The sequence below is a fragment of the Alphaproteobacteria bacterium genome (assembly GCA_023898745.1).
Lineage (GTDB): Bacteria > Pseudomonadota > Alphaproteobacteria.
Genome location: CP060237.1, coordinates 848284 through 870405, shown reverse-complemented (window position 1 = coordinate 870405; position 22122 = coordinate 848284). Strand labels below are relative to the sequence as shown.

Here is a 22122-nt window from a genome sequence, read left to right as displayed (position 1 = left end):
TTCAAGAGAAACCTATATGCGAAAAAATATAGATGATTTCAATCTATAGATGAAAGCATTCGCAAATCCTTGCCTGAAGCAGTTCTGGTTGAAGTGTTTTATATGCTAACCTTAGTGGTAAAAAAGATTAAAGGCAAGAAATGTTGAATTTAGTTTTGTGTGCGGATATTTTGAAGCGCATGGAAACGTTTGAGATGCGCGATGTAAAAAAAGAATTTGCGCAAGCGTTAAAAAAATATAAGCCAGATGAAGTTTTGGGTGTGTTCGATATTGATGCAACTTTAATTGGAACAAAAGATCCAGCATGCCAACTACCCAATATAAAAAAACATAGAAAAATCTTTAAAGAACTCACCAAAGCACTGTCGAAAGAAGAGGTATTTTTAGTTTTAATTGCATCAGTTCTGAAAGATTCTGCATTGATTGATTTGAAGACGCCCAAGTTTTTAAAAGATATTCAAGCACAAGGTGTGCAATGTGTGGCATGTACAGGCGGTGGATTGTTTCCTAAAAAGCGTTATGAGATTTTATCAAACTTAGGAATACATTTTACTTTTGATAATGATGCACCTCAGTTCGTATTTGAAGAATTTGAATCGTGTTTTGGATGTAAGCCAGTTTTTTACAAAGGTATTTTAGGAGCAAACAATACACCAAAAGCAAAGGTGGTGAAAAGTCATTTAAAACGAACAGGATTTCAGCCGAAGCTTATTATTTTTGTTGATGATCGCGATAAAGAGATTGAAAAGTTTGATATTGAAGGTGTAGATATCATAACAATTCACTATAAAGGTGCCTTAAATTTTCCATCTCAAAACGTTTCTGAAGAAGAGTTTATTCAGGCGTGGAAACAGCATATAGAGGATGCAAAGGCACTCAAGCCAGAGTTTATAGGTTCTTGAACGAGAAGGCGAAAAGTCTCCTGCGCCCATTTTGCGAAAGGTCATAAGCATCATTAATTCTTAATCCTATCAACCAACCTCCAGTTTGGTGAATAAAAATATTTAATCTTGGGATGTATATTGCTGCATGACCTATACAACTAGCACTTTCAAATCCTAATTCTCTAAACCCATAGGGTCCTACAGCTAATATAATGCAAGGTTGTTTGATTTCGCTGTAATCAGTAATATGCGCAACATCGAATGACATGTCCTCACCTGATAGATTTCCTGCAATAAGATTTGCCTCATATTCATTTAACATAAATGACACACCTTGTTGTCTTAAGAGTCTACAAGCTAGCCTATGAAAATCTTTTGTTGAAAATGGAAGGGAGGGTAAAGTTGGATAAAGTGTTTGCGCAATGCCCCAAGCAAAGTTTGTGCAGTCTGCAACACATCCTTCTATGCAGTGTTGTAGTACATAAGGAAAGAAGGTATACAAATATCCATCTTGTGAGAGCATAGGATGTTTATGGTGTGTGGCAATTTTTATATTTATTGCAACGCCTTGAAATTCTTTATAATTATCAGCGTTAATATATAAATTCATAATTTGAATTATTTCGACTATATCATGCTCTTGAAAATCAAAAATTCCTCCCTCTGTTTGAAGTTGTGCCAGAAACATTTCAGCAGTTTTTATGGATTGAAAGGTATCATCAGGATAAAGTCCTTGAAGGCGTCTTACTATATTAAATTCAGGACTTTTTCTATCTATTTCAGATTTTTCCATCTCTTCAAAAATGGCGCTAAAGGTAGTTTTGATCGATCTGTTTTGTGTGTGGTTTTTTTCTGAAGTTATTTTGGAAACAGTTTTGAGATTATGGATAAAAATCTCTTGATATTTACAAAGACGCTCTCGGAGCGCTCTTTCGAGTGGATCGGACGGATTAAGTTGATGGAAATGGGTTGAGGTGTATAGTGTAAAAAAGAATGGGTTTTTGTGAAAAATTTCTCTGGCTCATGATAATAGATTTGTGACAAAGTGTTAAGAGGTTTGGAAATTTTCAACTCTCGTGATGACGAGTTAGTGTTTATCTGGCAAAAATCCTGCCATCTGGTTATTCCAAAGTTTTTGAAATAATCCTTTTTTCGCTTTCAATTCTTCAATGGTTCCATCTTGTATAATTTTACCTTTGTCAAACACAACAATGCGATCCATTTTTAAGAGGGTAGAGAGTCTATGTGCAATAACAATGCAAGTTTTACCTTTCATAAGCTGCTCCAAGCTTTTTTGGATGTATTCTTCTGTTAAAGAGTCTAGAGAGCTTGTAGCCTCATCTAAAATTAAAATAGGGGCATTTTTCAAAATGGCACGCGCAATAGCAATTCTTTGCCTTTGACCACCAGACAATTTTACGCCACGTTCTCCAACCATGGTTTGATAACCTTGATTTAAAGTCAAAATAAAATCGTGCAGATGTGCTTTTTTACACGCATCTTCAATTTGTTGTTTTGTGGCATTTGGGTCGCCATACTGAATATTTTCATAAAGTGTGCGGTTAAATAAGGACGTATCTTGTGGAATCATAGAAATTTGATTACGTAAAGAATTTTGGGTGCAGGTTTTAATATCTTGCCCATCAATAGAAATAACACCAGAATTAAGATCAAAAAGCCTTAAGAGAAGATGTGCAAACGAACTTTTTCCACTGCCAGAATATCCAACTAAGCCAATTTTTTCGCCAGCATTAATTTTTAAATTCAGGTTTTGAAATAGCGTACTATCTTTTTTATAGGAAAAATTTACTCTTTCGACTTCAATCAACCCCTTTGAGATTTTGATTGCTTTTGCATTTGGTGCATCAACAATATCATTGGGTTTTGTGATGACAGACAGTCCCTGTTGGATAGTACCAAGATTTTCAAAAAATTTATGAATATCTGTGGTCATATTCCAAACCATATCAATAATTGTATTGTTGAGAATGAACAAAAATCCAAAATCTCCAACACTCACCTTGTCTAAGCTTGCTTCATAAATTAAGAATCCTAAAGAGGCCGAAACCATAAGTGAAGCAAGAATACCTGCAAACAAATTTGTCTTGAGATTAAACGCTCTTAGTCTTTTATCCGCTTCTTCGATTTGATATAAATTTTGACTTAAGTGTTTAGACTCGAAATCTGTACGTGCAAAAAGCTTTACGTTGATAATGTTAGATAAAATATCTACAATTCGTCCTACAGCTTGACTCATAGAAGTTGCGAGAGAATTGGCATAAGTTTGCGTTGTAGAATAAACAGAATGTTTGATTAAAAATAGGGCGATTAGCCATGTCAGGAGAATCATAACCAATCCTGAGTGTATTGTATACACAGCGAGGCAGGAAAAAATAATTGAAAAAACCGGCATCAAAATATCTTTCCCAAATGATTCCAAGATTCTTATCGTATTTTGGTTTACATCATTGATACGATTTGCAATAGTGCCTGTGCGCTCATTTTGAAAGTATTGGTAGGAATGTTTTTGAACATAGATCATCATGCTATCAATAATATTTTTACGAATTTCTGGTGTGATAGATAACAAAATAAGTTGTTGCGATCGATTTACAATCATGCGACCAAAAATCATCACATTGTAAAGCAAGAATGGTGTAAACAAGGCATTGATAATTTTCGAAGATGGGGTGATAGCAATTGCGTTTAAAATAATCCGCACAAGTTGTGGTCTGATGTAGATTTGGATAAGAGAAAATAAAATAGCTGCAAGGCAGTAGATGAAAATTTTGAATCTATAGCGCTTCAAAAAATAATAGAAAAATGAAGAAAGATTAGATGGCAGGGCAGTCATTCATGTATGAAAACGCATCTTTTTGTTATGTTAGTACAAAACTCCGAGAAAGGGTTAATGGATGTCATCACGAGATCTGCGAAGCAGATCACAGTGATCCCTTTTGTGGATGGCCGCGTTGCTACGCTCCTTGCCATGACGAGGTCTGCGTCAAGATACGTGAGCTAAATTTCTATATTTTCTGACCCACATTAACGCACCTAAAGATAAGACTGCCCAAAATGCGCTATATAGGTATACATAAGGATTGCCAAATGTGTCGGCAATATATCCAGATGTTGTATCTGCTGTTAGTAAACATACAGCATTAATTAAAAAGTATAAACCAATGGCTGTTCCACGAAGATTTGGTTCAACATAGTCTGCAATAAGCGTAAGGAAGGCGTTCGTCGTCAAGCCCATTTGAATACCCCAAAATACAACACCAATAAAAAAGGTTGTGAGTGATGTAGCGTTGAAAAAAAACATATCAGCCACCAGCATAGACGTAATACCAGCCACCAACACGGACATTCGCCCATATTTATCTGACAAAATACCAACAGGGTAGGAGCACACAGCCCATGTGATGTTAAACACAATCATAATCCAAGGCACATTAGCGTTTGTCATATTGAAACATTTAATGGCATAGGTACTCATGAACGCTTCATTACTTCTACCAAGCATGAAGATTGTATTTACAACCATAAGAAGCGCAAATTTAAGTCCAAGTTTTTTTAAATTTGCGAATTTAAATCGTTTTGTTGTGTTCACTTCTTGAAGAAACGGTGTGTCTTTTACTTTAAATGTTACCAGGAGCAAAATCAGGAAAGTTGGAATGATGGCAAATTGAAACACATCCTTAAATCCATACCCAGCTTTTTTCATTAGATAAGAGGCAAAAAATGCGCCCGCAACACTTCCAATTTGCCCTAAGCTTCGCACAAGTCCTAAACTTTGTGCGCGTGTTTTTTCAGAGGATGCGGTTGTAATAAGTGTATCTCTTGGAATTGAATAAATACCATTCCCAATTCTATCAATGGAGCGCCCAAAAATTAAGTATGGGAGATGGGAGAAAAAAGCAACCATAGAGCGCCCTAAGAAAACACATGAACAGCCAGCTAATATAACCAATTTCCTTTTTTGCAAAATATCGCTAATGAATCCAGATCCAAATTTTAACATTTGTGCAATAAATTCAAAAATACCCTCAAGAAATCCAATATTCATTTGGGAATGTCCAAGAGAAAGAAGATATGCTGGGAATAAGCTATAAATCATTAAGAATGACGCATTCATAAGAAACATTACAGCACTCAAGGCAATAATTGTAGAAGAATATTTTTTAGAAGCAGACGAAGATGCTTCATAGATATGATTCTGTTTAGGTTTACTCTGCGCTTCTTTCAACATTATATTATCTATAATATTCTTATCCCTTTATACTAGAAAATTTTTAATATTTTTTCAATAGGGAAAAGTAAAGGGCATAATAAATGTATTTTAAAAAAAGGATAAATTTATCCAATGATTGATTAACGCTTCATTTACTTTTTGTTTTTAGTTATATTGTGTAATAAGCAAAAATAGGTAATTTTATGTCAATTTTTTGGCCAGCAGTCATAGGTATGATTGTTCACATAATTCTCATAAAAATGGTGGCAGGGAAATGTTGCGACAAAGCTGGGTCTTTGTATATTTTAATCAATGCCTTGATTGGGACATTATTAGGTTTTCTCACATTGCTTGTATTGTACGATGCAAGTTATTTATATGGCGATATGTTTAGATTGTTTTTAAGTTTTGCAGGAGGTGTATCAGTCGGAGACTTTTTGCTTGGTATGTGGAGCTGTTCAAAATCATGTGAAGTAAAGAGCATGAAAAAGAAAAAGTAGTAGTAGGTTATGGGGTGGTCCGCCTACGCTAAAGCTTCGGCGATACTTCCGTTTCGCGCTACGACGCAGTCGTGTCGTAGCTAATTACCTTTGGAAAAATTATCGAAGACGGAAGACGGATGGCGGAGAGAGTGGGATTCGAACCCACGGTACGCAAAAGCGCACAACAGTTTTCGAGACTGCCCCAATCGACCACTCTGGCATCTCTCCAATATTGCATCTTGTCTCTGCGGTTGTCATCACGAGGTGCGAAGCGCCGTGGTGATCAAGGGTGGATGGCCACATCCGCCTGCGGCGAATTCGCCATGACGACCCTTGCCAGAACAACAAAGATGTTAATGGTCGGAATGGCGGGATTTGAACCCACGACCCCTATCCCCCCAGAATAGTGCGCTACCAGGCTGCGCTACATTCCGACTCAAGTGTAGTGTAGGGGTTTTTTAATCTTTATTCAATAAAGTGAATTGATAGTTTTTAGAATAAGTCTTTAATGAAGTTAAAGCGTGGTATGTTCTGTCCGTTAATTATGAGGTTTTCTTGAAACATTTTAAGAGGTCGAATCCATAACCCATAGTCGTAATTGTCGTCAGCATATAAAGCTTGATATATCACATGTTCTTCAAGTGTTTCACTGTGTTTGCACACACCTATAACTTGATATAGTTTTCCAGTGTAATGTTGGTACAGACCTTTTTTGATTTGAAAATCTGTCATATTTATTCTTTGCTCAATAAAAATACATGTGTTAAGGTACTAATATCTTCAAGAGGTTTGCAAATAATTGTTTGTCTATCTTTTATAGATTCGACAATCGCTACCGGATGGTGTTTAGGAAAAGTACCCTCAATTCCCAATGTATAAATAATATCACCTGGCTTATACGATACATTTGGAGAGGTATATTCAATAAACGTTAATACCATCGTTCCGTTTCCTTCGCCTTTAAGGATAGCTCTTGCAATATCTGGCGTAGCCACAGGGATTTTTGAATGTGAGTGCGTAATAAGCCTAACTTTTTGTGTATATTTTGTAGTTTTAGTGATTTTACCAATCACACTATGTTTGCCAAAAATGACTGTATTTTCTGGTAAGTTTATTTTTGTAATTACCAGGTAGTCATCATGCATTTGCGTAATAATTTTACCAGTTTCGGCGGGTAGGGTGAGAAGTTTTTTGTGAAGTTGGGTGTTTTCTTTTTGCAGCTCTTCTATAGTGATATTTTTTTCTAGAATAATTTGTTTTGTGAGATATAAAACATCTTCCTTAAAGAGATAAATGCAGATGATGGATAAGAAAAAAGTCCAGAATAGCTTATTCATGAGTTACACCTCCGTCATCACGAGGAGCTGAGCTTCGTGTTGATCCATTATGGATGGCCACGTGCCGCCTACGTTTACTACGCTATGGTGCGCTCGCCATGACGATGCTGTAGACTCATTCAACATTGTGAAAAATATTATGCGTATCGTCTAAATCCTCTAATGCAAACAGCATTTTCTGGAAGGTTTCTTTTTTTTCTCCTTCTAGAGAGAGTCTATTTTGTGGCAAGAATACAATCTCCATTTCTAGTGGATCGCCAAATTTTTCTAAACATGCGTCGCGCACTTCAGGAAAGGCATCTAGAGTTGAGATAATAATCACTTGCCCATCTTCTTCAATGATATCCTTAATATCGTATTCCATGAGCACTTCCATAATCTCGTCAGCACTTTTGTTTTGGTAAACAATAGATCCAACATGATCAAACAAATAAGATACACTGCCTGTTTCTCCAAGTTGGCCGCCATTTTTAGAAAATGCTGCTCTTATTTCTGAAGCAGTTCTGTTTTTATTGTCTGTTAACGCTTCAACAATAACAGCTGATCCATTGATACCGTAACCTTCATAGCGAATCTCTGTTAAATCATCTTTTTTATCTGAAGCGGATGCTTTTGCAATGGCTGTTTGGATGCGATCTTTTGGCATATTATTTGTGCGAGCCATAGCAAGCGCTGCTCTTAAAGCGGGATTTTTTTCAGGATCGGGATTTGAGCGGGCTACGACTGTTATTTCACGACTTAACTTTGCAAATAATTTAGCACGTTTTTGATCTTGCGCGCCTTTGCGAAACATAATATTTTTGAATTTTGAATGACCTGCCATGAAGAGGGTTTATATTCCTGTCTAGTTCATTATATCGAATGAGGTGTTGAGCGGCAATTCTAGAGAAATACGGAGAGTAATCGTCATGGCAAGCGAAGCATATGGCCATCCATAATGGATCGCCACGTCTTGCTGCGCAAGGTTCGTGATGACGAGGATGTAATTAATAATCTAATTCAATTTCGCCCATCTGATCTATCACAAACGGCTGGGTAGAATTAGCAATTTCTTCAGCCTCAAGGAATTTAATGCTAAAAACGTAAGGTGTTTTTTGGTTAATAACCGTCATAAATTCAGTGCTTTTTTCGAAGACTTTGGAGAGATTGAATTCTTTTCTTTTGAAGGGTGGGGTGTTTTCTATTTCTGTGGACTTAAGTTTCCAGCGTTGTTTGGAGTCTTTTTCATAACCCCATAGAAAATAATCATCAATGTTTTCTTTGTAAAAATCGAATGATTCCGCCATGAATTCAACAAATTTCGGGATAAGTGCTAATTTTGGAACGGCGATCGTTCGGAAAATTTTTATCTGTTCAAAATAGAACACTTGCAGTTTATATATTTCCAATTTCTTTGTTGTAGTAGTTCTTATAGTTAGATTATAACTGCATTTCAGTTAAATTTCAATTTAAACTTTTGATTTTTTTAGTTTAAATTTTTTCAAAGTTGTCTATTTTTTTCTCAAGAGGGATTTGGTATAAAGTAGATGTGTCTGGCAATTCAGTCAGAGCATCTAAATTATTTACCCCTGGCTAAGAAGATATTTGATGTACTTCGGTCATTCAGGATGGTGTTAAGACAAGGAAAATCCATGGAATTAAAAACATTAAAAGCAAAATCCCCAAAAGAGCTTGTAGAATTAGGTGAGTCTTATGATATTGAAAATGTTGGCGCAATGCGCACGCATGAGATTCTTTTTTCTATTTTGAAAAAGGCTGCAGAGAAAAATGAAGAGATTTACTGTGAAGGTGTTTTAGAAATTCTTCCTGATGGATTTGGTTTTTTAAGATCAATGAAAGACAGTTATTACTCAGGTCCAGATGATATTTATGTTTCACCTGCATTGATTCGCAAAAATAGCCTTAAAACAGGTGATACAGTTGAGGGCGAGGTGCGCTCTCCAAAAGAAAGTGAAAAATATTTTGGGTTGAAACGCGTGATAAAAGTGAATTCTAGTGATCCAGAAAAAATGCGTCATCGCGTGCATTTCGATAATTTAACGCCTTTGTATCCAAATCAACGATTTAAGCTAGAAATTGAAGGTGATAAAAATCCAACACCAAGAATTATCGATTTAATTACACCAATTGGTAAAGGGCAAAGGGCATTGATTGTTGCGCCTCCACGTACGGGTAAAACGATGATGCTTCAATCTATTGCGCATAGCATTACAAAAAATCACCCTGAAGTGTATTTGATGGTGCTTTTGATTGATGAGCGCCCTGAAGAAGTAACGGACATGGAGCGTTCGATCAAAGGAGAGGTTGTGAGTTCTACCTTTGATGAGCCAGCAGCGCGACACGTGCAAGTTGCAGAAATGACGATTGAAAAAGCAAAACGTTTGGTAGAGCTTGGTCATGACGTTGTGATTTTACTTGACTCAATTACGCGTTTAGCGCGTGCTTATAACACTGTGATTCCTTCATCTGGCAAGGTATTAACGGGTGGTGTTGATGCAAATGCTTTGCAAAGACCAAAGCGTATTTTTGGTGCGGCGCGTAATATTGAAGGCGGTGGATCTTTGACAATTATTGGTACGGCTATGATTGATACAGGATCAAAGATGGATGAAGTGATTTTTGAGGAATTCAAAGGAACAGGTAACGCAGAAGTATGGCTGGATCGTAAACTTGCAGATAAGCGTGTTTTCCCGGCAATTAAAATTGCAGAATCTGGTACAAGAAAAGAAGATCTGCTAGTGAAAGATCCGCAAGAATTATCCAAGATGTGGATTTTGAGACGTATTTTGAACCCGATGGGGAATCAAGAGGCTATGGAGTTTTTGCTTGAGAAGATGAAGCATACGAAGAATAATGCAGATTTCTTCCAGACGATGGCGAAGTAATAAAGTTTCTTTATTTTAAGATGATACTGCAGCTTCTGAAGGTATGCTTTTTTGTTCTTCTGACTGTTCTTCTGACTTAGTCTCTGATTTCTTTCTTATAATAATATCTAACGTTCCTCCAGAATATTCATTAGCAACTTCTATATCTGCGTCTGCTAAAAATTTTTGAACGGTGTTCTGTGAAACTGAAAACATACGAACTTCTGAAACGCCCCATTGAATAAGAAGTGCTAATATTTTTTCATTCGTAATATCACTTAATGAGGTATTTCTTTCATTTTTTAAAACCAACAATTTTAAACTTGGAAGATTGTTTAACAAGCTGTCAATTTGCGCAGGAAAATCTGAGTCAATTGAAAGGCGCAATGTTTTTAATTGAGGACTTGGACCTAATGACTTAAAGAATAAGTTTAAATCTTTACTTTTCGGATCTGTCGGCATCCAATCTTCCATAGATAAATCGGAAAGATGAGTCAATTGAGGTAAAATTTTGCCAAGCGTTAAAAGGCCCTTTGAATTAATGCCTACAATCTCTAAGGTTTCTAAATTTCTCATATCTGTTAACACCTCAAGGCCAGAGTCTTTAGAAAACAGACCTGTATTTCCTACCAATTGACATCTTAAATGCTTCAAAGTAGGGAATAAAGCTTGTGCAGCTTTTTTTGAGAAAAAGAACTCTCCATTTGTGCTGCATTGATTTGCAGGAAGTTTTAAAGTTTTTAGTCTGGGCATTGGTATTTTATCGAAGAGTGCGTGCCATGCTTTTAAAAACCCTGGAGCGATACTTACAACAAGACGCTCCAGTTGCGCAAGATTCATAGATCGAAAAACTAGAAGCGCAATATCGGACGTGGAAAATTTTGATTCTCCATGTGAAGTTGGTTGCCTTACTACATTTGAGATGCATAAGACCTGAGGCGATAGAGATTTTAAAATATCCACAATATCATCGCTAAAATGCCTCATATCACAAGGACAACTGTTAAAGTCCAAAAATATAGCATTTGGATTTTCTGGACGACAGAAAATTCCAGGTGCATTAGCATGTAAAACTACATTGTCTGGCTTTGCCGAAACCCCAACCGCAGTTGTTGTATAAGCCATTGTCTGAAATTGAGGAAAGAAAAGGCCACGTGTATCAAAATCTTCTGCTTGAGAGTGGTATTGTGTGGCGTGTATAAAATGAAAAAACATTATTAAATAGGTAAGTAGAGCCTTCTTTATGGAATTATAAGCGCAAAAACTATCAATTGCAAATTTTTTTCTGGCATACTATAGAAAAGCTTTAAATTATAATAATATGAATATTCAAGTTTTAAGCAAGCGTATTGTGATTGTATGTTTAGCGGTTATGTTGTTGATATATGATCCAAAGCAAGCGTCGCTATTTACATCAACAACTTTAGCTCAGAATTCATTTTTTTATACAGTAATCAATAACATTTCCAGTCTATTGTATCAATTGTTGGGATATGGTGTTTGGGTAGTGTTAGGGTTGCTGTTTGTGAACTTATCTTTGAAAAGGTCTCTCGGGGTCGCGGCGTTAGTGCAATGGAATTTTATAACATTTTCAGAAACACTTTCCTGGAAAGGTATTTTGCCATACGCGGGATATCAACTATTTTTGATTGAATATATTCCAGCTTATATTTTAATGCCTGTAAGTTTGTGTATTGCTGGATTTTTGATGTTACCGCTTATGAATGTAGAAATGCGTATGCCAGTTAAACGTCGTGCAGCTAAGAAGGAAGAGATTGAGGAAGATTATTATACTGTGCCTGAGGTTCCACAAGCGCGTTTTCAACCTGAAGAGACGGAAGCGAATGCTGTTCCACTTCCATCGCGCAAAGAAACTTTATTTGGATTTGATTTACCTCCACTGAATTTATTAGAAAAAAAATATGCAGGATCATCCTACATGTCTGACCGTATGACAGCGCAAATTTCTCAGGATTTATTGCGTGTGTTGGAAGAATTTGGCGTGCGTGGTGAAATGGGTAAGGTTTTTTCAGGACCTGTGGTGACTTTATATGAATTTATTCCTGCGCCTGGTATTAAAACATCACGTGTTGTGAGTTTGTCGGATGATATTGCGCGCTCTATGAGTGCGGTATCTGTGAGAATTTCTGTTGTTCCAGGACAAAATGTGATTGGTATTGAGTTACCAAACAAAAAGCGTAACGCAGTGTATTTGAGGCATTTGTTGGAATCTGACGAGTTTAATGATTCAAGAGGCGCTCTAAATCTAGCTTTAGGTCAGGACATTATGGGTTCATCTGTGGTTGTGGACTTAGCAAAAATGCCTCACTTATTGATTGCGGGAACCACAGGTTCTGGTAAATCTGTTGGTATCAACACGATGATCCTTTCACTGTTGTTTAAATTAACACCAAAGGAATGTAGATTTGTAATGATTGACCCTAAGATGTTGGAACTGTCTGTATATGATGGAATTCCACATTTGTTAGCGCCTGTTGTGACAGATCCAAAAAAAGCTGTGAGTGTTTTAAAATGGGCAGTTAAAGAGATGCAAGACCGTTATATGGCGATGTCAAAGTTGGGCGTGCGTAATATTGATGGATATAATGCGCGTATTAAACAGGCGAAAGAATCTGGAGAGGTTTTGCAACAACGTCTTCACATTGGTTTTGATCAGGAGTCTGGTAAGCCGATTTATGAAAATAAAGTGATTGAGTATAAGACGCTACCATATATTGTGATTGTTGTAGATGAAATGGCTGATTTAATGATGGTGGCTGGTAAAGAGATTGAGGTTTGTGTGCAACGTTTGGCGCAAATGGCGCGTGCGGCTGGATTGCATTTGGTGATGGCAACACAAAGACCATCTGTGGATGTGATCACTGGTACAATTAAGGCAAACTTTCCAACACGTGTGAGTTTTCATGTAACGTCTAAAATCGATAGTCGCACAATTCTAGGAGAGCAGGGTGCGGAGCAGTTGTTAGGGCAAGGTGACATGCTTTATATGGCTAATGGTGGAAAGATTGTGCGTATTCATGGTGCATTTGCAAGTGATGAAGAGGTTCGATCTGTTGTGAAACATTTGAAGAAACAACATCATGAAGCGGATGATATGATGATTGATTTTGAGCAAGAGCTAGGGTTTACTTCAGACGATGATAGTGTGGGTGATGAGAATGACCCAATGTATCGCAAGGCTGTAGATTTGATTATGCAAGAAGGCAAGGTGTCTACAAGCTTTTTACAACGTAAATTACAAATTGGTTACAACCGAGCGGCGCGTATTGTGGATGAGATGGAAGAAAAAGGTGTTGTGAGTAGCGCAGATCATACGGGTAAACGGCAGATTATGGCTTAATTTGGATCCGTCATGGCGAGCGAAGCGTGGCTATTCATAGAGTGGATCACCACGTCGCTCCGCTCCTCGTGATGACGATCTAGCAAAAATGTCATGGCGAGAGCACTTACGATGATAGCACAACATCCGTCGTTGCGAGCATTCATTAGAATGCGTGGCAAGCCATGAATGGATCACCACGTCGCTCCGCTCCTTATGGTGGCATTTGTTCATTAGTTTACTGTTTGTTAAAAACTTTTGTTTTATAATCTATCAAAGGAAAATCCAAACAAAGAAAAATGTACAATGATGATTTTTGTATAGAATGCAATTCTATATCCATGTTTGAACCCAGGATTGATATTATAGAGCGGCCCAAAGAATATGAGGTTGTGGCAGAAATTCCTGGATGCAATAAGGCAGATGTAAAGGTTGAGGTGGATGAAGATGTTTTAATTATCTCTGGCAAAAAAGAAATGATGAAAGAAGAGGGTAAAGAAGGAAGTGATTATTATTATCGCGAGTGCTCTTATGGCGAATTTAGTCGCGGTCTCAGTCTTCCTGAGAATGCTGCCTTGGATAAAGTGCAAAGTGCGCAATATGATGCTGGAAGATTGCGTATTGTTGTACCGAAAAAGAAGCCATCGGCCGCACCTAAGAAAAGAAAAATTGATTTGAAGTAGTAACCCGCGTCCTCACGAGGTGTGTAGCGCTGTGGTGATCCATATGGATAGCCACCTCCGCCTGCGGCGGATTCGCGCTATGACGACCTCAGAGAATTCCTAAACTTTTGAGCGTTAACATCTTCTCTTGCCAGTCTTTTCTAACCTTCACAAACAAAAACAAATTCACCTTTTTATTCATCTGTGCGCTTAGGTCTTTACGAGCTTCCATACCAATTTTTTTGATCATCATGCCTTTAGCCCCTAATACTATACCTTTTAAAGAATCTCTGGAAACAACAATGGTTTGATGAATATCTGCTTTTGCATCCGTTTCTTCAAATTTCTCTGTTTCAACATATAGTTCATATGGCAATTCTTGCTGTAGTAACAACATGGCTTTTTCACGTGTGATTTCAGCAGACCAGATTTTTTGATTGATATTGGTAATTTGTTCTGGATCATACATAAAAGGATGTTCAGGAAGGTGTTCAAAAATATATTGCTTGAGTATATCTAATCCAACACCTGTTTTAGCTGAAATTTTCATACCAGGAAGTGTTTCATAGTCTTTTTGATCCATGAGATCGATTTTATTTAAAACAAGGCAGAAAGGGGTATTTTTTGCTGCTTTTTTGATTTTTTCAACGAATGCCTCATCATATTTTCGTGCATCCATGACGAGCATCACGAGATCAACGCCTTGAAAACTTTTATAAGCGTTATCTACGATTGCTTTTTCTAAGGGTTTTTTAGGGTCAAAAATACCAGGCGTATCAATGAAAATTGCTTGATAATTACCTTCAGTTAAAACCCCTTGTATTTGACGCCTAGTGGTTTGAACTTTATGTGTGACAATAGAGATTTTTTGCCCAACTAAAGCGTTCATGAGTGTTGATTTTCCGCTGTTGGGGTAGCCAACGATTGTAATGAATCCTGATTTAGACATGGAATGACTTTCCGCAGCCGCATCGACCTCTTTCGTTAGGGTTGTTGAATACAAATCCGGATTGAAGTTTTTTGGTTTCGTAATCGATCTCCGTTCCTACAATAAACAGCATAGCTTTTGGGTCGATATATATAGCATGTTGATCATCTAAAGCGATCTCCTCATCGAGTGGATCTTTAGATTTTGCATATGTCATAGTGTAAGCCTTTCCTGAGCAACCTTTGGTCTCAATATTAATTTTGATGGCATGCTGCTCTTCAGATTGCATGAGGTGCAAAAACTGGTTTTTTGCGCGATCCGTGAGGGTGATAAACATGCTGCTTATATAATCTCTCTTTGTCTAAGTATAGTTAATACATCTTAGAAAACAAAGCCATACAATTCTCTGTCGTATGTTTTGCAATAACTTCAAAGTCTATATTCCGAATTTCTGCCAATTTTTGACCAACATAATAAACATAATAGGGTTCATTGCGTTTCACTTTTCTAAAAGGTTCTGGCGTTAAATATGGCGCATCTGTTTCGATTAAGATACGATCTAACGGAAGTTTTTTCGCTGTTTCTCTCAAATCAGCAGCATTTTTAAAAGTTAAAATTCCTGAAAGAGAAATGTAAAAGCCAAGATCTAATGCTTTTTTGGCCATATCATAACTACCAGTAAAGCAATGCAAAACACCTTTGTTGGCTTTTTTAAGCAGTGCAATTGTTTCATCTTCAGCGCCTCTTGTGTGTACAACTAAAGGCAGGTCATGTTTATTGGCGATATCAATATGTATCGCAAAACTTTCTTGCTGAACGCTGCGATCTATATTGTCATAATAAAAATCCAATCCTGTTTCACCCATCCCAACCAATTTCTTATGGTTGCATAATTGATCTAAATCTTCATGTAGACTTTTTGATAAATAAGCGTCGCTTGGATGGTTGCCAATGGTATAAAATAAATCTTCTTCTTGCTCAGCGATGTTTTGCAAATTCTTGGCTTCCTTGATATGTGTATTGATTAAAATAAAGCGCTTTATACCTATGTTTCGAGCTTTTTTTAACACCTCTGAGCGATCATCATCATATTCCTTTCGGTTAATATGACAGTGGCTATCTATAATCATATGATCTCCTTTTTCAGTGTGCACATATCTTCCCATGCAAGTTTTTTCATCATAGGAGATCTGAGTAAATAAGATGGATGAAATGATGGCAGAACTTTATAAGTTTTTCCTTCGATTTCTAAATCTATAAACGTGCCGCGTACTTTTGAAATAACGATATCTTTTGAAATTAAAGCTTTCGTAATAATGCCGCCTAGCAGCACAATGACTTTTGGATCTTTGCAACGAATATGTTTTTTCATGATAGGCAAAAAGAAATCCATTTCTTCAAATGTTGGGTTTCGATTGAGAGGAGGGCGCCATGGAACAAGGTTCGTGATATATAGCTTCTCTCGAGTAAGTCCAATAGACTCAAAAATTTTCATAAGAAGCTGCCCACTTCTTCCAACAAATGGTTGGCCTTGCTCATCCTCATCTGCGCCAGGGGCTTCGCCGATTATCATGATATCTGATGTGCCATTGTTAGAAAATACTGTATTTTTCGCTGTTGCTTTTAAAGGATGTTCAAGCTTTTGAGATACATATTCACGCAAACGATCTAATGTATCAAGATTTTGATAATATATTCTTGGTTTTGCAAGATAGTTATACTTGGAGGTCATGCAAAAACCCCTGCAAGTCTTCAGGTAAATCAGCCTCAAAAGAAACTTCTTCATGTGTTGTAGGATGTATAAAACTTAATTTTTGTGCATGTAAAAATTGCCTTCTAAGGTTTTTAACAGGATAGCCATAAACAGCATCACCTATAATAGGGTGTTTGATATGTTGCATATGCACACGAATTTGGTGTGTGCGTCCTGTTTCTAAATGACATCTAACAAGGCAAAAACGTGCGTTGAGCAAACTTTTTTTATTGCCAATAATTTTTTCGACTTCATAATGTGTCACAGCTGGTTTTGCATGTTCTGAATACATATCCACTTTCATGCGGTCATAATGCTTTGGATCTTTACGTATAGGCGCGTCAATTGTATCTTTTGTTTTGAGTGGAACGCCTCTGATGAGTGTGAGATATTCTTTTTTCACCGTTCGCTCTTCAAATTGCTTGGTGAGCGCATGATGCGCTGGATCATTTTTTGCAATGACCATAAGACCGCTTGTGCCTTTATCTAGACGATGCACAATTCCAGGGCGGTTATCATTATTAGATAGTGTTTTAAAGTGATAAACTAATGCGTTTACAAGTGTGCCTGTATAATTGCCAATGGCAGGATGAACGACTAGATCATAGGGTTTGTTAATAATAACAATATCATTATCTTCATAGACAATATCAAGCGGAATATTCTCTGGTTTGATATTTTGATCTGCAAGTGTTTGATAAGGTAATTTATCAGATACTTCAATTTGATCTTCTTCCGATACGGGGGATTTTGGTAAGGTTATAACATTTCCATTAACTGTAACATGACCATCCTTAATGGCTTTTTGCCAGAAGTTTCGACTGTAGTCGGTGTTTTGCTTGGCTAAATATTGATCAAGTCGCAATTTTTATAGGATCTTTTTGTATCCCCTTATTATTAAGGAATTTTTTTTAGATAACAAGAATGCTACCATGACCTAATAAGAATTTTATAGTTTAGTTTATTATGAAAGGTCCATTCAAAATTTACACAGACGGCGCGTGTTCAGGTAATCCAGGTCAAGGCGGGTGGGGTGCGTTTATTATTGACGCAATGAACAAAGAATTTCAGCTTTCTGGATATGAAGAGCGCACAACAAATAATCGTATGGAGCTTATGGGGGTGATAGAAGCTTTGAGCTCCATGCCAGCAGAAGGCGAGAAAATTGCGATTTATACAGATAGTCAATATGTAAAAAATGGTATTACAGTTTGGATTCATGGTTGGATAAAAAATGGATGGAAAACAGCAGGGCGACAACCTGTGAAAAATCAAGATTTATGGGCAAAATTACATGATTTAACTAATGTGCACGAGGTGGATTGGAATTGGGTACGAGGACATGCTGGAGACTTTGGAAATGAGCGCGCTGATGCTCTAGCGCGTAGTGCAATTGTAAGATTAAGAATTTAACGTTTCAAAAATGGCAGCTGTTCAAATTGCACATTAATGCCGACACCTATACGCAAACCACTTTGGTGAATATTTTTAGGTCCTTTTTCCGTTTTAATTCCATTGCCCCACCAAAATCCAATATGTGTGATTTCGCAACATAGACTTACACGGTCATTCAAATAATAAGATCCGCCTACAGATACTGTAAGCGTTGGCAAGAAATGACCTTTTTCCTGGCTGTGAAAATCTTCATGCTGGATTTTAAAGTTTGGTGCGCAGTATAGACCTATACCTGCAAAGAGGCTATATGTTTCATAAAAATCTAACTCACCTTTTGCCATAGCGCCAAAAAATATGCCTGGTTTGATGACATCTTTTTCATTTTCTCGCAGTTTCGCGAAATCCTTTCCTCCGTACAGCTCAATTTTGACATCTAAGTTGTTCATGAGGTTCATTTGATAGTTCAAAAATAGCTTAAAGTAGCCGCCGTTTGCATTTGAGCCAGCGATTTCATCATCTCCAGTGTTGATGTATTTATATTTTCCAGCTGATTTTTCTACATAAAGGTTATGAGAGGAACCTCCCCCTATAACTCCGATGTTATATTCTGCAAAGATGAGAAACAGCATATGTGAACGTATTTACCTTTTCAGCTCAGGGTATCATGAAAATATGATGAGAGTCTAGGATTTGCGCTGACGTCATCGCGAGGAGCGAAGCTACGTGGTGATCCATAAAATATGGATGGCCACAATTTTCTTACGAAAATTTCGCCATGACGGGGGATGGCGCGATAGTTGCTGCATTTTTCAATGCGTTATCAATCATTTTTTGAACTAAATCATCCATAGTCCAACCTCTTTGCTTTACTTTGATTGTTGCAAACGAAGTGGGGGTTAAGCCTGGTTGTGTGTTCATCTCAAGTAAATAAAAATCTTTCCCATCAAATATAATGTCGCTGCGTGCTAGGCCTGAGCACTCTAAAAGATCATACGCTTTTCGCGTTATATCTTTGATAGCTTTTTCTTGCTCTGGTGTAATAGGCGCTGGAACGAGTCTTTGTTCTAATTCTTCTGTATATTTTGCTTCGTAAGTAGAAAATTTATCTCGCATTTGCACAAGCTCACATGTGCCTAAAATATCATCATCTAAGATTGATACAGTCATTTCTCTTCCATGAATGCAACGTTCCAACAAAGCATTTTTTCCAAAATCCCAGTTTTTTAGAGCATTATTTAAATCATCATCTGTTTCAATTAAGGTCACCCCAATAGTTGAGCCTTGGGCAATAGGTTTCATAAAAAATGGTTTAGGGAAATTTGTTCCTTGAATTTTTAATATATTAATAGGCACTAATATCCATTCTGGCGTTTTGATGCCGAATCTTTCAAAAAGATATTTAGATTTTACTTTATCAAATGCTAAAGCAGAAGAGAGAACGTTGCTGTGAGTATAAGGAATGTTGCAAGATTCAAAAATGCCTTGAATTGTTCCATCTTCACCAAATGTGCCGTGTAAGGCATTAAAAATACAATCAGGTTTCTGAGAATGCAGCATTAATATCATTTGCAAAATATTATCCTTGGTTAAATCGAATGAAATCAACTCATGCCCTAGATTTTTAACACTTTGCTCGATAGCTTTACCGCTTGAAAGAGAAACCTCCCGTTCGCTTGAAAATCCACCTTTAATTACACATATTTTCATATTTATATTTTTTCTCCGTTTCAGGCTTCATTCTGTCATATTTTTGCAGGAATGTCATCACGAATCCGCCGTAGCTTTAGCGAAGGCGAGATGTGGTGAGCCGCATGGATGGCCACGCCACCTTCGCTTACGCTACGGTGTGCTCGCCATGACGAGCTGCAAGATTTAAACAGAATTTAATCGTTTCACAATTTTTTCTCTTCCAAGTAAAGTGATTAGCTCTTGCATTTCAGGGCCATGCTCTTTGCCTGTTAATATTAAACGCAAGGGCATGACTGCCTCTTTGCCTTTTCTGCCAGTTTTTTCTTTGATGGCTTGAAACCACTCTTTCCAGTTTAAAGATGTTGGTAACAGAGCGAATGCCTCTTTAGCATAGTCTTTATCTAATACTTCAAATTTGAAGTCAGAACTTAAAATAGCTTCCCATTGTTGAATATCTTCTGCGGTCCCAATGTTAAACTTTACAATGTCCCATTGTTCAGGCGTTAAAGTAGTGTTTTTTGACACCCAGTCATATGGTGCGCCGTGATATAATTTAGCATTTAAGATTTTTAATTCATCCGTGCTGAATTTTGGTGATGCGCCACCATAATTTTTAATATGAAATTCATCTAAACATTCCTCCAAAGTGTACTGCGGTTTTATAGAATGTGGTGTACCAGCATGGAATAAATAGCTGATAATTGTCATTGGATGAATATTTTGTTCTCTTAATGCTCGAATGCTAATGTCTTGATTACGTTTAGACAAAGGACCGCCTTTTTGATCAAGCAAGAAGGAGGTATGCCCAAATTCCATTTGAAATGGTTTGTCTGCAAGTTCGCACACAGCTTTTAGAATGCAAATTTGTACAGCTGTGTTAGAGATATGGTCCTTACCTCTAAAAATATGAGTAATGTCATAGTCGATATCATCTACAACTGATGTGAACGTATATAAATATGAACCATCTTCCCGTATTAGAATTGGATCGCTCATAGTTTGTTTGGGAAAATGCACTTCACCTTGAATATGATCATTCCACTTCACCTCTTCATGTGGCAGTTCAAATCTATAGTGTGGTTTGCGTCCTTCATGTATACAGCGCTCTATATCAGCTTTGGATGCTTTGACATAGACAGGCGGTTTTCCGCTAGCAAGTTGGATTTTGCGTTTCGTTTCTAATTCTTCTTCTGTTTCATAACATGGATATAAGATGCCCTTATCAATCAACTGATTTTGGACGGCATTATATCGATCAAGCCGATCTGACTGGCGAAATGTTTTGTCGGTTTTAATATCAAGCCACGTTAAATCTTCAAGAATACCATCAACATATTCTTGTTTGGAGCGCTTAAAATCAGTATCATCGATTCTTAAAAAGAATTCCGCGTTATGTTTTTTAGCAAATAGATAATTGATAAGCGCAATGCGTATGTTGCCTACATGTAAATACCCTGTAGGCGAGGGGGCAAATCTAACACGTTTCATGTTCTGGATTCTCTTGGCATTGAAGATAACGTTCTGCTTCAAGGGCGGCCATACAACCTTGCCCGGCAGCTGTTACGGCCTGTCTGTAAACCTTGTCTTGCACATCACCAGCGGCGAAAACACCCGGGATAGATGTTTTTGTTGAGTTTGGTTCAGCAATTAGATATCCACCTTCATCCATTTCAAGCTGTCCCTTGAATAGGGAGGTTGCTGGACTGTGGCCGATTGCAACGAATACGCCGTCTATGCTCATATCTGTTAAATCACCAGTTTGTGTATCTCGTAATTGAATATGCTTAACTTTTCTTGAAGGTGTTGTGTCTCCATCAATTTCCACAAGTTCTTTATTCCATAGCACCTTTACTTTTGGATTGCTTAGCAAACGTTCCTGATTTGTTTTATCAGCCTTTAATGTGTCGCGTCTGTGGATAAGATAAACCTCACTGGCAAATTTTGTAAGAAACGTTGCCTCTTCAACAGCCGTATTGCCACCACCTACGACGCAAACTTTTTTATCTTTAAAGAAAAATCCATCGCAAGTTGCACAACCAGATACACCATATCCCTGGAAGGTTTTTTCACCATCAAGACCTAGCCACTTTGCTTGCGCGCCTGTTGCGATGATGAGTGTTTCAAATTGATATGAGCCGCTTCTCTCGCTTTCACATGTTTTATTTTTCAGATCCACTTTGATAATTTGATCTTGTATCATTTTCACGCCTAATGCTTGGCAATGATCTGCCATTCTTTGCATAAGTTCAGGGCCTTGCACAGACGTGTCGCCAGGCCAATTCTCAACTTCTGTTGTGATTGTCAACTGACCGCCTGGCTGGTTGCCCAGAAATAATACCGGATCTAAAGCAGCTCGTTGCGCATAGACTGCTGCTGTATAGCCCGCTGGACCACTTCCTATAATTAAACATTTGGTTTTTTTCATGTAAAAGCGCCAAGAGAGGTCTATATAAGAGATGGTAGAACAGAAATAAAAGAGTTGTCAAAGCTTTTCAACACGTCATCTTGAGTGCAACGAGGGAGTTTTTGTGTTCATTTTAGGGAGATTCTTGATCTT

At 37.4% G+C, this 22122-nt stretch carries 23 protein-coding genes and 2 tRNA genes; 6 read left to right on the top strand and 19 right to left on the bottom strand.

Annotated features, from left to right (window positions below; all coding sequences use genetic code 11):
- The first annotated feature begins 140 nt into the window (after nt 1-140).
- On the top strand, nt 141-902 hold the full coding sequence (locus tag H6850_04340) for a DUF2608 domain-containing protein (protein ID USO02298.1): 762 nt from the start codon (nt 141-143) through the stop codon (nt 900-902).
- Here the strand turns inward: H6850_04340 and H6850_04335 are convergent.
- From H6850_04335 to H6850_04325, 3 genes are all read right to left on the bottom strand, one after another.
- Entirely contained in the window at nt 889-1677 is a 789-nt protein-coding gene (locus H6850_04335) for a hypothetical protein (GenBank protein USO02297.1), read from the bottom strand. The genes H6850_04340 and H6850_04335 overlap by 14 nt on opposite strands.
- Nucleotides 1678-1971: 294 nt before the next feature.
- The gene (locus H6850_04330) at nt 1972-3738 is read right to left on the bottom strand and encodes an ABC transporter ATP-binding protein (protein ID USO02296.1); all 1767 of its coding nucleotides are present in this window, start codon (nt 3736-3738) and stop codon (nt 1972-1974) included.
- Between the two features lie 150 nt (nt 3739-3888).
- Nucleotides 3889-5133 (bottom strand): MFS transporter, encoded by a 1245-nt coding sequence (locus H6850_04325; protein ID USO02295.1) that lies wholly within the window; start codon nt 5131-5133, stop codon nt 3889-3891.
- A gap of 185 nt (nt 5134-5318) precedes the next feature.
- Between H6850_04325 and H6850_04320 the strand changes: the two genes are divergently transcribed.
- Nucleotides 5319-5615: a hypothetical protein gene (locus H6850_04320; protein USO02294.1), complete on the top strand. Its 297-nt coding sequence runs from the start codon at nt 5319-5321 to the stop codon at nt 5613-5615.
- A gap of 120 nt (nt 5616-5735) precedes the next feature.
- On the opposite strand, the gene H6850_04315 is transcribed toward H6850_04320, so the two are convergent.
- The 6 genes from H6850_04315 to H6850_04290 form a co-directional block, all read right to left on the bottom strand.
- Nucleotides 5736-5825, bottom strand: a tRNA-Ser gene (locus H6850_04315).
- A 129-nt stretch (nt 5826-5954) separates the two neighbouring features.
- Nucleotides 5955-6031: transfer RNA gene (locus H6850_04310), tRNA-Pro, on the bottom strand.
- Nucleotides 6032-6089: 58 nt separating this feature from the next.
- Entirely contained in the window at nt 6090-6329 is a 240-nt protein-coding gene (locus tag H6850_04305) for a DUF1653 domain-containing protein (GenBank protein USO02293.1), read from the bottom strand.
- Between the two features lie 2 nt (nt 6330-6331).
- Nucleotides 6332-6934: a rod shape-determining protein MreC gene (locus H6850_04300; protein USO02292.1), complete on the bottom strand. Its 603-nt coding sequence runs from the start codon at nt 6932-6934 to the stop codon at nt 6332-6334.
- Between the two features lie 115 nt (nt 6935-7049).
- Nucleotides 7050-7757: a YebC/PmpR family DNA-binding transcriptional regulator gene (locus H6850_04295; protein ID USO02291.1), complete on the bottom strand. Its 708-nt coding sequence runs from the start codon at nt 7755-7757 to the stop codon at nt 7050-7052.
- Nucleotides 7758-7920: 163 nt separating this feature from the next.
- Complete coding sequence (locus H6850_04290) at nt 7921-8322, bottom strand: hypothetical protein (GenBank protein ID USO02290.1); 402 nt, start codon at nt 8320-8322, stop codon at nt 7921-7923.
- Nucleotides 8323-8565: 243 nt separating this feature from the next.
- On the opposite strand from H6850_04290, the gene rho reads away from it, so the two are divergent.
- The gene (rho, locus tag H6850_04285; GenBank protein USO02289.1) at nt 8566-9819 is read left to right on the top strand and encodes a transcription termination factor Rho; all 1254 of its coding nucleotides are present in this window, start codon (nt 8566-8568) and stop codon (nt 9817-9819) included.
- Between the two features lie 15 nt (nt 9820-9834).
- Here rho and H6850_04280 read toward each other — a convergent pair whose 3' ends face one another.
- Nucleotides 9835-11013 (bottom strand): hypothetical protein, encoded by a 1179-nt coding sequence (locus H6850_04280; GenBank protein ID USO02288.1) that lies wholly within the window; start codon nt 11011-11013, stop codon nt 9835-9837.
- A gap of 106 nt (nt 11014-11119) precedes the next feature.
- Here H6850_04280 and H6850_04275 point away from each other — a divergent pair, with 106 nt between their 5' ends.
- Nucleotides 11120-13159 (top strand): DNA translocase FtsK, encoded by a 2040-nt coding sequence (locus H6850_04275; GenBank protein ID USO02287.1) that lies wholly within the window; start codon nt 11120-11122, stop codon nt 13157-13159.
- Nucleotides 13160-13437: 278 nt separating this feature from the next.
- Nucleotides 13438-13821 carry an Hsp20/alpha crystallin family protein gene (locus H6850_04270; GenBank protein USO02286.1) on the top strand — a complete coding sequence of 128 codons (384 nt, stop codon included), beginning with the start codon at nt 13438-13440 and terminating at the stop codon, nt 13819-13821.
- Nucleotides 13822-13909: 88 nt separating this feature from the next.
- On the opposite strand, the gene era is transcribed toward H6850_04270, so the two are convergent.
- From era to H6850_04245, 5 genes are read right to left on the bottom strand one after another with little or no spacing between them, the layout of a single operon-like run.
- Nucleotides 13910-14749 (bottom strand): GTPase Era, encoded by an 840-nt coding sequence (gene era, locus H6850_04265; protein ID USO02285.1) that lies wholly within the window; start codon nt 14747-14749, stop codon nt 13910-13912.
- Nucleotides 14742-15074, bottom strand: a complete 333-nt coding sequence (locus H6850_04260) for an iron-sulfur cluster assembly accessory protein (protein USO02830.1) — start codon at nt 15072-15074, stop codon at nt 14742-14744. The genes era and H6850_04260 overlap by 8 nt, the downstream gene beginning before the upstream one ends.
- 25 nt (nt 15075-15099) lie before the next feature.
- Nucleotides 15100-15858, bottom strand: coding sequence for a TatD family hydrolase (locus tag H6850_04255; GenBank protein USO02284.1), 759 nt, complete (start codon nt 15856-15858; stop codon nt 15100-15102).
- Nucleotides 15855-16460: a uracil-DNA glycosylase gene (locus H6850_04250; protein USO02283.1), complete on the bottom strand. Its 606-nt coding sequence runs from the start codon at nt 16458-16460 to the stop codon at nt 15855-15857. The genes H6850_04255 and H6850_04250 overlap by 4 nt, the downstream gene beginning before the upstream one ends.
- Nucleotides 16444-17346 carry an RluA family pseudouridine synthase gene (locus H6850_04245; GenBank protein USO02282.1) on the bottom strand — a complete coding sequence of 301 codons (903 nt, stop codon included), beginning with the start codon at nt 17344-17346 and terminating at the stop codon, nt 16444-16446. The genes H6850_04250 and H6850_04245 overlap by 17 nt, the downstream gene beginning before the upstream one ends.
- A 101-nt stretch (nt 17347-17447) precedes the next feature.
- Between H6850_04245 and rnhA the strand changes: the two genes are divergently transcribed.
- Nucleotides 17448-17894 carry a ribonuclease HI gene (rnhA, locus tag H6850_04240; GenBank protein USO02281.1) on the top strand — a complete coding sequence of 149 codons (447 nt, stop codon included), beginning with the start codon at nt 17448-17450 and terminating at the stop codon, nt 17892-17894.
- Here rnhA and H6850_04235 read toward each other — a convergent pair.
- The 4 genes from H6850_04235 to trxB form a co-directional block, all read right to left on the bottom strand.
- Nucleotides 17891-18505, bottom strand: a complete 615-nt coding sequence (locus H6850_04235; protein USO02280.1) for a hypothetical protein — start codon at nt 18503-18505, stop codon at nt 17891-17893. The genes rnhA and H6850_04235 overlap by 4 nt on opposite strands.
- 130 nt (nt 18506-18635) lie before the next feature.
- Nucleotides 18636-19583 carry a D-alanine--D-alanine ligase gene (locus H6850_04230; protein ID USO02279.1) on the bottom strand — a complete coding sequence of 316 codons (948 nt, stop codon included), beginning with the start codon at nt 19581-19583 and terminating at the stop codon, nt 18636-18638.
- Between the two features lie 165 nt (nt 19584-19748).
- Complete coding sequence (locus H6850_04225) at nt 19749-21053, bottom strand: glutamate--tRNA ligase (GenBank protein USO02278.1); 1305 nt, start codon at nt 21051-21053, stop codon at nt 19749-19751.
- Entirely contained in the window at nt 21040-21990 is a 951-nt protein-coding gene (trxB, locus tag H6850_04220; protein ID USO02277.1) for a thioredoxin-disulfide reductase, read from the bottom strand. Before trxB ends, H6850_04225 begins: the two co-directional genes overlap by 14 nt.
- Between the last annotated feature and the right edge of the window lie 132 nt (nt 21991-22122).